This is a genomic window from Stieleria mannarensis (assembly GCF_014154935.1).
Lineage (GTDB): Bacteria > Planctomycetota > Planctomycetia > Pirellulales > Pirellulaceae > Stieleria > Stieleria mannarensis.
Genome location: NZ_JACEHH010000015.1, coordinates 50,594 through 63,765 on the forward strand (window position 1 = coordinate 50,594; position 13,172 = coordinate 63,765).

At 60.4% G+C, this 13,172-nt stretch carries 4 protein-coding genes; 3 read left to right on the plus strand and 1 reads right to left on the minus strand.

Annotated features, from left to right (window positions below; all coding sequences use genetic code 11):
- The first annotated feature begins 108 nt into the window (after positions 1 to 108).
- The 3 genes from H1B37_RS12145 to H1B37_RS12155 all read left to right on the plus strand — a co-directional run bounded on the left by H1B37_RS12145 (position 109) and on the right by H1B37_RS12155 (position 6,551).
- On the plus strand, positions 109 to 3,885 hold the full coding sequence (locus tag H1B37_RS12145) for an outer membrane protein assembly factor BamB family protein (RefSeq protein ID WP_182866930.1): 3,777 nt from the start codon (positions 109 to 111) through the stop codon (positions 3,883 to 3,885).
- 354 nt (positions 3,886 to 4,239) lie between these two features.
- Positions 4,240 to 4,965, plus strand: a complete 726-nt coding sequence (locus tag H1B37_RS12150) for a hypothetical protein (RefSeq protein ID WP_220498172.1) — start codon at positions 4,240 to 4,242, stop codon at positions 4,963 to 4,965.
- 107 nt (positions 4,966 to 5,072) lie between these two features.
- Positions 5,073 to 6,551: a hypothetical protein gene (locus tag H1B37_RS12155; RefSeq protein ID WP_353620823.1), complete on the plus strand. Its 1,479-nt coding sequence runs from the start codon at positions 5,073 to 5,075 to the stop codon at positions 6,549 to 6,551.
- Positions 6,552 to 6,940: 389 nt separating this feature from the next.
- Here the strand turns inward: H1B37_RS12155 and H1B37_RS12160 are convergent, their stop codons facing one another.
- Positions 6,941 to 12,961, minus strand: coding sequence for a hypothetical protein (locus H1B37_RS12160; RefSeq protein ID WP_182866932.1), 6,021 nt, complete (start codon positions 12,959 to 12,961; stop codon positions 6,941 to 6,943).
- Between the last annotated feature and the right edge of the window lie 211 nt (positions 12,962 to 13,172).

The following is a 13,172-nucleotide window of genomic DNA, read 5'->3' on the forward strand; positions in this document are numbered from 1 at the left end:
CCGCCCCTTCGATCCTGCGGTGAGCGAGCAGCTCGTCACCGGAGGAGTCGTCTCAAGTTCGGCGTCACCACCCCGACGCCTTCGCCAATCGACCGTTCAGGAACCCAGATGATCGCTCGCAGGATCGCGAACCCGCTCTGTTTTCTCGCCACGCTCACCTTGTTGACGGCGCCCGTGATCGCCGCCGATGACTGGCCGATGTGGCGCTACGACGCCGAGCGTTCGGCGGCCAGCCCGAACGGGTTGAACGACGACTTGAGCTTGTTGTGGGAAAGATCGTTCACCGCCCGATCGCAGGCCTGGGACGACCCGCTGAACTTGGACCTGATGACCTACGATCGTGTGTTCGAACCGATCGTCGTCGACGGACGCTTGTTCCTGGGTTTCAACGACAGCGACAAAGTGGTGGCGTTGGACACGACGAGCGGCCGGGAATTGTGGGCGTTCTACACCGAAGCCCCGGTGCGAATGCCACCGGCAGGAGCGGGCGACCGCGTCTATTTCACCAGCGACGACGGCCACTTGTACTGCGTCGATGCGGCCAGCGGAGAGCTGCAGTGGAAATTCAGCGCCGCGCCGAGTTCGCAGCACGCGATCGGCAATCGGCGGTTGACGTCGGCCTGGCCGGCCCGTGGCGGCCCGGTCGTTCGCGACGACACCGTGTACTTTGCCGCCAGCATTTGGCCGTTCATGGGAACGTTCATTTACGCGTTGGACGCCCGGACCGGTGAAGTCCGCTGGGTCAACGATCGCACCGGATCGCAATACATCAAACAACCGCACAGTGCCCCGTCATTCGCCGGTGTGGCGCCACAGGGGGCGTTGGTCGCAACCGAGTCCTTGTTGATCGTGCCGGGCGGACGCTCGGTCCCGGCGGTTTTCGAACGTGGCAACGGCGACCTGCGTTACTTTGAATTGAACGCCGGCGGAAAAGGAACGGGCGGGTCCTTTGTCGCCGCCGACGATCAACACTTTTATGTTCACACCCGTTACAAGGGAACCCGCGCATTTCATTTGAAAGACGGCGTCAAAACAGCGTTCATGCCCAACGAGCCCGTGCTGCACGATGGTTGGGTGTATTCGGCCGAATCCGAAGAGGATCGAAACGTTGTTCGCGCCTACCGAGCCGATCAAGAACTCGCTTGGGAAATCGAAGCCGACGGCAGCGGCGATTTGATTCTCGCGGGCGATCACTTGGTCGCCGCCGGAAAGAAACAACTCACCTTGATCGCGTTGCCGAAAGAAAATGCAGATGCCAAGGTCGTCAAAACAATCCCGACCGACAAACAGATCGAACGTTTGATTGTCGCTGATGGAAAACTGTTTGCCGTGTCGATCGACGGGTATCTGATCGCATACGGCCCTCGACAATCCGAGGAGCCGACAAAAATCGTTCCGCCTCGCCCGCAACCTGTTCCTACGCAGACGCGACAGATGGCTGACAACTTACTGGCGCTCGGCGATGCAACGGGCTACGCATTTTGGTTCGGCGACAGCGATCACCCGGTGGCGATGGCATTGGCGTCCGCATCACCGTTCGACCAGTTGGCGATCGTGGATTCCGACGCCTCGGCGATCGATCCCGCGCGCCGTCGACTCGATGCCCTGGGGCTCTACGGCCGCGTCACGGTCCATCACAGCGATCCCCGTTCGTTCCGAGGCCCCCGTTACGCGGCGAACATGGTCTTCATTGACGACGCCCAACGACTCGATGACGCTGCGATCGCGTCCGTCTATCAAAGCGTGCGTCCCTACGGCGGCGCGATGGTGCTGATCGGCACGGATCACCAGGACGCGTTGGCCCGACGCGTCGCTGCGATGAACTTGGAACAAGCCGTCATCAACCGCGACAAACATGGCGTCGTCGTGCGGCGCGCCGGTGCCCTGCCGGGATCGGCCGACTGGACGCACCAGTACGGCAACGTCGCCAACACCGTCAAATCAAACGACTCCCGAGTCAAATTGCCGCTGGGCGTGCTGTGGTTCGGTGGCAGCAGCAACATGGATGTGTTGCCGCGTCACGGGCACGGGCCACCGGAACAAGTGGTCGGAGGCCGGCTGTTCATCCAGGGAATGAACTCGCTCAGCGCCCGCGACGTCTATACCGGACGGGTGCTTTGGAAACGCGAGTTCGCTGACCTGGGAACCTTTGACGTCTACTACGACCAGACCTATGAGAATTTGCCGCTGAACCCCAAGTACAACCAGGTGCACATCCCCGGCGCGAATGCTCGCGGTACCAACTATGTCGTTACCGAGGACCGCGTTTACATTGTCGAAGGAAGTGTTTGTCACGCACTCGATCCGGCCACGGGCGAGTTGCTTGCCGATTTCCAGCTTCCGCCCTCGGCCAACGGTGAACAGGAACAATGGGGCTATCTGGGCGTTTATCAAGACGTGCTGATCGGCGGCCTGGGGTTTGCAATGTACCGCGGTCGAAACAGTTTGACGTTTGATAGCGACAAAAAGTTAAAAGGCAACAAAGCTGGTTTCGGAACGAAAAGCTATGATCGCGCGGCCAGCGTTGCATTGGTCGGCTTTGATCGCCATAGCGGCAAACAGCTCTGGAAAGTCGACGCCGAGCACAGTTTCTGGCACAACGGGATCGTCGCCGGCGGAGGAAAGATCTATTGCCTGGATCGCACGCCCAAGCAAATCGCCGATGCGCTGCTACGCCGCGGTCGATCACGTAGCGACAGCTATCGCATCGTGGCGTTCGACTTCAAAACCGGTCGGCAGGTGTGGCAGTCCCAAGAGAATATCTTTGGCAGCTGGCTGGGCTATTCCGAACAATACGATCTGCTGCTCGAGGCCGGTGCCAAGGCGAGTGACCGATTGGCCGATGAAGTCGCCGAGGGCATGACGGTCTACCACGCCGGCGATGGACACGTGAAATGGAGCGATCGTTCGCTGAAGTACTCCGGCCCCTGTATCTTGCACAACGATCTGATCATCACCAACTCCAATTCTTACTCCGAATCGGCGGGAGCGTTTTATTTGGAAACCGGAGAGCCAAAGTTGGTCGAAAACCCGCTAACCGGCGAGATGCAGCCTTGGAAAATCACGCGGGCCTACGGTTGCAACAGCATCATCGCCAGCGAAAACCTGTTGACGTTTCGCTCCGGCGCCGCCGGGTTTTACGATTTGCTGACCCATTCCGGGACCGGGAACCTGGGCGGATTCAAGTCCGGGTGCACATCCAATTTGGTCGTCGCAAATGGCGTTTTGAATGCCCCCGATTACACCCGGACGTGCAGTTGTGCCTACCAAAACCAAACCTCATTGGCACTGGTCCATATGCCGGAAATCGAGATGTGGAGTGTCCACAACGGGGTGGCGAACTTGTCGCCTGGAGAATCGATTCAAAATCTGGCGATCAACTTTGGTGCTCCCGGGGATCGCCGTGACCAAGACGGCACCTTGTGGCTGGAACACCCGGTCGTCGCTGGAAAATCACCGCCGCTGGCGATCGCGGTCAATCCGGAAACCCGCTTCGTCGCACGCCATTCCTCCGCCGCCGTGTCCTCGACTCGCCCCTGGGTGATCGCGTCGGCAGCCGAAGGCATCACCGACTTGCGACTGGGAATGACGATCCAAGGCGAAAAGGACCAGGCGGGTCGGTCGACCGCGGACGGCACGATGCACGAGTACGACGTCGAACTGATCTTTGCCGATCCCGAACCGGACGATCAAAACGTCCGGGTTTTCGACGTCTATGTTCAAGATGATCGTGTCGCGGAAAACGTGACAATTGGTGGCGATGTCGAACATGCCGTCGCGACGATCGAGCTCAAGAGCGTTTCGGTCCAAAACGATTTGAACGTCCGGTTTGTCCCCAAACAGGGCATGGCCGTCCTGTCAGGAATCCAGCTTCGGCGCCGCTGATCGGTGACCGGTCAAATGTAAAAGCTTTCTGTTTCCGCCGATTCATGTCCAACCGCGACGTGTCGCGTGTTGTCTACTGATGGCCACACCGACCGGTACATTCAGATCGACGCCGTCTTCGGGGCGGAAAAACGAAAATCAATTCCCACGGATCCCATGCTGTTTGACAGCCGTGGGTACGCCTCGCCATCCGTGGGGTGAATCAATTCCGGCTACGAGGCGTCACAGCGTCGGGTTGGTTGTCGGTGTTTGATCCCGATAACGGGGCTGATGATGCATCACAATGCCCGCCGTGCGAATTACGACCTCGGAGCGTTGATTCCCTGCCTTTCCTCATTGTTAAATGGTGTGACCATGGATTCTCCAAACGTTCGAAACAGAAGCCTGCAGTTCGGTGTCGCGATCTTCATGTCACTGGCCTGTAGCGTCGCCGCGACGGCGCAGGGCCGGCAAGAAGTTCTCAGCCAACACGCTCTACAGTGGCCACCGGCCGAGCCGACTCGGCATACGCGGATGTTGAACATCGGCTTTGCCCATGACCCCGGCATGGGGCACTACGACGGCGTTGTCGGCGCACCGGGCGACATCTGGAACTTTGTCAGTGTCGGCACGACGGCCAAGGACTTCATGCGATTCAGCGATCGACGTCCCAGCAAAGCGAGATTGCGAATCGCTCGGCACGACGGAGCATGGGGAATCGCCGGTCAATCGGGGATTTTTCACGGCTACATCTACGACAATTGCCGCTGCAAGGACCTGGACGTCACGCTGTTGGATTTAGAACCCGGACGGTATCGGGCCTACGTGTACGCGCACGGCGACGCCCCGGATCAAAACGCCAGAATTGAACTGCTGGTCGGTGCGGAAAGTCTGGGACAAAAGGCGACCGCCAATGACGGCACCGGTGGTTACCGAAAGCAGCCGATGAGCGAAGGCGTTCAATACGTTACATTCGACTTCGACGTCTGGCAGGGCAACGACGTGAAATTCATCAGCCATCGCGACGGCAGCAGCTATTCGATGTTCAACGCGATCCAGATCGTTCCGCTCGGACACGATGCCGACGTCGGTATTCGTTGATGTTTGAGATTCGTCGCTCGTGATCGACACGGGTTACAATTGATCGGCCCCTGCAACCTTTGCTACGGGCTGGTCCAACTCCCATACCGAAGCAAAGCAGCCAGATAATGCGACGAACATTGACGCGATCGATTCGATTGTTCTGCGGCATGATCGGATTGATGTTCGTGACGGAGCGAATGGGATTGGCGTCGGATTACTTTCTGACGATCGGTGGCGGATACGCACCGGCGGGCAATCAGGCGTCATTGGAGAACAACGTCTTGTTTTTCCAGCGGGTGCTCGACGAACAGAAACTGGACAAGACCCACAATGACGTCTATTTCGCAGACGGCACCTCTGAGGGTTCCGACCTGCAGGTGATGGATCCGCAGTCGGTCCCCAAAGCCAATCGCTTGATGGCCGAGTTCTTCGGCACTCAAGATTCCCTCGGGTTGTCCTATCGAAATCATCGCGTCCCCAATGTGCGCGGCAGCACGCGACCGGACAACATTCGCAACTGGTTCGCAGAAGTCGGCACTACGATGGCATCGGGGGATCGGCTGTTGCTGTTCGTCACGGCACACGGCAACAAGAGTGCGGATTCGGAAGATCCCTACAACACGACGATCGCAACGTGGAACAATTCGTCGATCAAGATGCGCGAGTTTGTGGACTTGCTCGATGGGCTGCCGGTCGGAGTGAAGGTGGTGGCGATCATGGTCCAGTGCCACTCCGGCGGATTTGCCAAATTGATCTATAATGGCGGTGATCCCGATCAGGGACTATCGCCGCAGCAACGTTGTGCATTCTTTGCAACCGTTCACGATCGACCGGCAGCGGGTTGCACGCCAGAAGTGGACGAATCGAGCTACGTCGAATACAGCACCTATTTCTGGGCCGCATTGTCCGGCCGGTCGCGGACCGGTGATCCGATCCCGTTGCCCGACTACAACGATGACGGCGTCGTTTCGTTTGATGAAGCGCACGCCTACACGATCTTGACCGCCGACACGATCGACCTGCCCATCAAAACATCCGGGGAATTCCTCAGCCAGTACAGCAAGTTCGGTGACGGGGATGCAAAGCTACTTTCAAACGAAGAACCGTACGACGTCGTCTTGGGGCTGGCCACCACAACCCAACGGGTGATTCTCGAAGGCCTTTCCGAACAGCTGAATTTGAAGGGAAACGACCGCCTGGTCGACGCTTGGAACGCACTGCGAGACGGACGCCGACGCGGACGGTCCCGCCGACGAAACCAAGGGCCGTCGTCAGAATCGCTGCGGCGTAAAATCGCCGGCGATCTGAAACGCAAATGGCCACCACTGGCAAATGTTGCCAATCCCGTTTCGGTCGAGTTGATGACGTCACGAAGTGAAGAGTTTATCGCTGCGATTGAAAACCACCGCGATTACAAACGGTATCGCGAGTTGGCCGACCGCCCCAAGCCGGATCCGACGAAACGAAACGTCAAATTCGATCGATTCCTGAGAGTCGCCGACAACGTGCTGTTGGCCGAAAACCTGCGGCGGCTCGGGGACGCCGAAAGGATCGCCCAATACGAAGCACTACTCGCAGCCGAATCGGGATCGTTGGTCCAGTAGTGGCGGCAACGGCACGATCCGAGGTCGTGCGGTTTTTCAAATTAACCCTCCTGGCAGGAGGGTCGAGCGTAGCGAGGGGAGGTCGAACGGTGAATCGCCGGACAAGCATTCGTCCGCCGGTCGCGCCAAATCGTGGACCAACCCTCCCCGCGTCGTCGCTCACTCCTCCGCGACCCTCCCAGAGGGAGGGTGAAGTCGTAAACGCCTGTTATATCAGAGGTTAAGAACCGCACGACCTCATCCTCAAGGGAATTTTGATTCTAAGGCTCAAGAGATCGACCGCCTGGGGGCATTTCACGATCATTCTCGCGGACGCGACAGGACGTCATGGCGGGGGCAAGAGGCAGGAAGATTTTGGAGGTAGGAAAATTGGCTGATCTCTACTGAGATCACGCATCCCACTGCTGCATCGCCGTTGCGATCCGGTGCAGTTTGGGTTTGTTCTTTTCGATCGCCATCAATCCGATCATCAGCAACACGCCGGTGCTGATGCCGAACACCCACCACGGCCACACCGCGTCGATCTGTTGTTGGGCATGCCAGACCATGCTGGTCACACCGATCAACACGAAGGTCGTGCCCAAGTACAAGAATGGTTTGACACGCAATGCCACCCCGGCCCCGGCGCCGACCAATGCCAGTGCGACCAGCACGATCGGTCCCAGGATCGTCGAACCGACGCCTTGGATCAACATGTCCGCGGTGCTGGTCACATAGATCGTCAGCGTCGCGGCATAACGGATGGCCGCTGCGGTTTGCGTCCCCAAGGATTCCCGTTGAAAATGCGTCGCGACCAACACACACACCGCCGGCGGTATCAACCAGGCCTGTGGATGGGACAGGAAGTCCCAGTTCGGCGTTTGAACCAAGATCACCCACAACGCTGCGTTCCCGATGATGATCGAAACCAACCGCGCCCGACCGCTTTTCCAGAGGAACGAAACGACGCCATAGTACAGTGCCGCGGCGACCAGCAACGCCTGGTACGACACGCGCCCTTGGATGTAGGTCCATCCGCTGACGTCGGACTGTCCGAACAGGGAGGTCACCCACGCGCCGCTGAGCCAGAACCCGATCACGGGAACCAATGGCAAGAACAATGCGGTTTGCTTGAGCGTCTTTTCCAGCACCTCGTCGCCACGGCGCCGAGCCCACTCGGTGACCCCCACGCTGGCGAACGAGAGTGTCATCACCACGTAGGGCCAATAGGCTCGCAGCCCCAGACTGGCCAGCGGGCTTTTGCACAGAAACAGATGGAACCACGTCAATCCGCCAAACACCTGCGCCGCGACGATCAGGGCGGCGCGGTGCCGGTCGGACAGTTTCCAGGCATCGCGGTAGGAGTAACCCGGTCCGCTGAAAATCCCCGCCACAGTCGACAGCACGCTCAACAGTGCCAGTGTCGCCGCCATTCCCAAAAACAGCGACTTGACCAATTGATCGGTTTGCCCGGCGACACGGACGAAGCCTTCTTGGACCAACGTCGCAACCAGCGATCCGATGGCGATTGAGATTGCCAACACGAACCCGCTGCGAATCGCGTCCCGCCAGCGCTGCAAAACCTTCGCCCCGAGCAACTTCGGCACACCGAACGACAGTCCGGCCGCGATGAACACCCAACCGACGAACCATCGCGTCGACAGAGAAACCATCGGAAATGCGGTCTGGTCCACGTTCACGCTGGCCCACAGCGCGACCGAGGTCAGGCCGACCCACACGGCCAGGTGACGGATGATGCCCCGCCCCGTCCGCTCGGCCAATTCGGCCAACGCGGCGGCCAACAACGCGACGCCGCAGATCGCCACCGGCACGATGCGGTCGGAGTTGCTGTCGATCAACAACCAAACTACTAGTCCGAATACCAAGACCACCACTGCGGCGGTGACACGTGTCAACACATCGGCAAACTGTCGGACTGAAAGAACAACCGCGGACTGTTCCGCCGGAACCAGCCCCTTCCATGAGGCAGCCGCCGAATTCATCACGCGGCAAATCCCCGCGGCGGAAAACACCATCGCGGCCAACGACATCGGTGCGACCAGACAAATCACCGTGATCAACGTTTGCGGTCGTGCGAATTGTCCCACGGCGATCCGGATCCCCAACAACGTCACCGACACCAGCACCGTTGCTACCGCCACCTCGCAGACCAAGCGACGACCGTGTCGAACGCAGACCGACAGCGCGACAACCAGACCGATGCCCAACCGAAGCCACAGCAACGGGTCTTCGATGACCGCCAGCGGCGCGAAGTCCGGCGGCGAAGCCATCACGCCCAGGGTTTCCAGCGACAATGCCGCCAAGATCATGACTGCCAACTCGCTCTCGCCCAGCATCCCGCGGCAGCGTTGACCGATCGATGCTTCCACCGCTCGATCGGGGCAGGCCAGCCGCCAAACGATCACCCAGGATCCCACCCAGGTCATCAACATCGTCCAAAGCAGGAATTCCGATCGCGAATTCGTTTCCACCAATTGAAAGACAAACACCAACCCGATCGCGACCGCATACCAACTCAATCCCCGCGTGACCACCGTGGATCGTCTGGAAACCGGCAATCCGCGATGATTCTCCCAAGACGCCAGAACCGCCCGTGTCGTCACCAAGATTCCGCCGACGATGCTCGCAACCAGTCCGATCGTGTATTCGCTGTTGCCGGAACCATCAAACACGCACCACAGCGACGCCGCGATGATCAGCACGCCCGCGTGCCAGCGGGCGAAACGAGCGGCTTGCGTCTGCTCCAACGCGACGCGACAACTTTCGACGATCGAAACCGCCGCGACCACCGTCCAAACCATCGGCAACCACTGCTGCGGCGACAGCGACGACGCGACAAATTGCGACAGCACAATCGCGGTGTGACCGGAAGTCAAACTAAGCGTGATCGGCCACCCAATCGCCGGTCCGGATCGCAACCCCGCTCCGGCGACGCGATCCCAGAACACAATCAACAGCGCGGCCATTGCCGACAACGTCAGCCCAGCCGGATGATGCAATTGCATCCACGATGGCTCGCGCAAAACGATGCCCGCGATCAATCCCATGCACGTCATCACGGCGATGCCGAGACATCCAATCAGTGACACATCGATGGCACTGGGCAAAATGGTTTGACCAGACTCCTGACCTCGACGAATCGGCAACAAACGCAGCGCAACCGCATACACTCCACTGGCGATCGCTGCGGTTTGAATCCAAACCCACCACTGGGTCGGCAACCACAACGGCATCAACAGGATGACCACGGCCGGGACCAGTAACGCCGAAACAACGGCCAGGACCGTCGAACGATAACGATGCCCGAGCCACGCGGACATGATCGCGCCGGCCGTCCACCAAAGGGCGACCGACACCGCAGTGAACACGTCTGGACGTAGCCGTTGCTGCACCATCGGGAAAAATCCGCTGCTGAGCAGTGCGACCGACGAGATCCCGATCAGTGCCAACCCGGTCGCGGTCAAGACGCCGGCGCCGGTTGATCCACCCCACAAGATGACGCCTTCATCCGATTTCGCCCCACGACGCATCAAATCGATCGCAAAACAACCCGCTGCTGCCAACGACGTCGCCAGGACGAGTTGTTCCGCCGGGTCGACCAACATGCGAATCCCGGCCTGCCATCCGCCCCAGACAAACACACTGGCAAGGTGAAGGCACGGAAAGATCCATCGCTGACCGAAGAACGCTTCTTCGCCGCGTCTGGGCCAATGCAACACCAGCCCGCCGGCCAACAGCACCGCGATCGACAGGGAAAGCAGATTGTAGAGACTCGCCGTGGCATCGCTGCCGACGCCGACCACCAACGATCCGAACCCGATCACCGCTGCCAAGGCCGGCAACACCGTCGACGTTTGAATCAACAGGCCCCGAGACAGGACGTCCCACGACTCCTTGGCCGGATCGTACCCCTTCAGGCGATCAACCAATGACGCGACCGGACCGACGCCACGACGGTTTCTGATCCAGCCGAGCCCCGCATCCCGACTGGCGATCGCGGCGACCACCGACCAACCGAGCGCTGACCAGGCCCACAACGCCTCACCACTGCGCCACGCCGCCACGGTCATCAGCGAATCATGGAAGTAACAATGGCCCACCATGACAGCCATCACGACCAGAAACACCCGGGCGAACATCAGATGCGGCGGATTGCGATCGGTCAGTCCGATCCACAGCCAAGCGAGCACGCTGACGAACAACACCGCGATCGCCTTTTCAGTGTTGGAGCGATCGATGGCCGCCACTCCGGTCGCATCGATCACCAAGACGATCGATGTTGCCGCGGCACCGAGCAAGGCTCCGGACGCGATTGCCCGAAACGCCGTCGCGGTCGCCTTTTGCCGCCGCAAGAACTCCGCCGCCACGATCCCCGTGCCCGCGGTCGCCAGCAACGTCCACATGGCCGGCAACCATCCCGGAAACGGTTGCCCGATCACCAGCGGTTTCCATAGCGACAACCAAAACGCGAAGCTGACCGCGCTGCCCACGGCGGCAACCAGGTTGGCATTGGTTTCCATGGGCAATCGCTGTGCCGCCATGACGATTGCGACCACGGCCGTTCCCAACAACACCGGCAGGATCCAATCGGGAACCGCCCCCATCCAACTGGCCGGGGCGACCGTCAACAAGCCGGCGTTGACCGTCGCGTAAGCCAACCAAGCCCCGGACGTGTACAACATCGCTTTGCGGTGATCGGCCGATCGCATCACCCAGACGATCCCCAGCGTGATCAAGCCGATGCCCATCGAAGCCAGCATGGGTTCGCCGCCGATCAATCGCTTCCAGAGCGGCAGTTGGTTCCAAGCCAGATCGCTGGCCCATGACGGCGAAGTCAACAGGAACGCGATCGAAACCGGGACGGTCGACAGCACCGTCCAGCGATGATCCCGCAACACCAGTGCCGCAAGGCCTGCGGAAACAGAAAACGTCATCGCCCATGTCCAAAGCCAGCCGGCTGACGTCATCATCGGGATCAACAACGAGCCGCCGGCGAGCAACCCCAGCGACGCCATCACCGTCCCCGCGAGCGCCAGTTTCGGGCGTCGGCGGTCAGCGACCAGCGATCCCGCCGCGGCCGCCAACAGCACGATGCCGGGAAGCGTCGACACGGCGATCCGCAACCAGCCGGCATCGAACGCACGCAACATGAACGCGACATAGCCGGTGAGTACCGCCAAGCTAAACGTCGAGACGCCGATCACCAGCGCTCGACGCCACGACGCGTTCCCCTTCAGGCTTGATCTGCTTTGCCCCTCGGCGTGACGTGGAATCAAGATCATGACCGCGGCGGCAACGGCCAATGACCCGGCATACACGATGACCCCGGCAGACACCTCCCAAGTGCGGACCGCCGCGGGAACCAACGGCAGCACCGCAGCCGGACCGGCAACGCCGATTGTCATCGGCAGCGCGGCCGACGACCCGACCAACGCGCGACTGGAGTGCCAGATCAAGGTCAGATAGATCGCGCCGGCCCCCAGGATCGACACGATCGTGATCGGATCGTTCAACAACACCGACGCGTTGTCGATACCGCCGGTCGACAATCCGGTCAGGATTCCCAGCGGAACCAGCAGCGTCGCGATCACCAACGTCGCCCGGCTGGTGTCCTGCAACCGCCAACGAAATAGCGTGTACAACCCGGCGCCGAAGATCGCGGTGTTGCCGGTCAAAAAGATCAACGAGGGAATCACGCGGTGCATTTGCGTGATCGTCGTCCACAGACTCATCACCAAACCGATCGAACAGACGACGATCAGCACCCCCGCGATCAATTCCCCCCAACGGATGTTGTGTGCGGCCAAGAACTCGGCGAGCGATTGCCCCAGCGAGGCGCGTGGCGAGGTGACAACCGGCGCAGTAACAACCGGGCTGGTAGCAGGCTGGCTGGTGGCAGCCCGTTGATCGGAAGTCTCGGACGGGCCGGTGACGGCTGTCGCAGCGACGACGCTGGGCCGTGGCGCCAAAAATTCATCCAGCGTTTGCCGGCGCCCGGTCGCATCGGCGTGCGGCTGATCTTGCGGCGCCTGATCGGGCGTCTGATCGGGCGCCTGATCGGGCGCCTGATCGGGCGCCTGATCCTCGGCGGAATTCGATCCAGCAGCAGGCGTCGCGGCGAGACCGGCCCCGGCTGTATCGCGTTTTGCCGGAATACGCCACGCCACTTCGTCCAGTTCTTCGATCTTGCTGCTCAGCCGCCGTGCTTCGGCGGGGCTGATCAGCCGTTGCTCGGCCAGCCGGCTGATCACCCGCTCGGCCGCCCGGGCATCGTCGTTTCGGTCAACGATTTCCGGCGGACCGTCCGTCCCGGCGATCGCCCGATACAGTGCCGCCAGGGCCAGCCAGGAGAGATGCCCGACCAGCGTGACAATGATCCAGACGATCGTGAGTGCAATAAAAACAGACATCGCGGTGGGGCTCGACGGTACCGTGGAAGCAAAAACGTTGCTTACAGGGTGGAAGGAGCCCACTTTTCCACGCCGATTACCCCTATTTCATACGCTTTTCTTCCCAGGGATGCGAATTCTGACCGTTGGAGATTTCACCGCGGTGGTTTTCGCAGTGGTTTTCGCAGTGGTTTTCGCGGTCTAGGAGGGAACGCCCTCGCTGGGGGCGTGT

Bases quoted from the DNA above. Each gene is read 5' to 3' on its own strand.
- H1B37_RS12145 (WP_182866930.1), top strand. From the start codon at position 109: ATGATCGCTCGCAGGATCGCGAACCCGCTCTGTTTTCTCGCCACGCTC.
- H1B37_RS12150 (WP_220498172.1), top strand. From the start codon at position 4,240: ATGGATTCTCCAAACGTTCGAAACAGAAGCCTGCAGTTCGGTGTCGCG.
- H1B37_RS12155 (WP_353620823.1), top strand. From the start codon at position 5,073: ATGCGACGAACATTGACGCGATCGATTCGATTGTTCTGCGGCATGATC.
- H1B37_RS12160 (WP_182866932.1), bottom strand. From the start codon at position 12,961: ATGTCTGTTTTTATTGCACTCACGATCGTCTGGATCATTGTCACGCTG.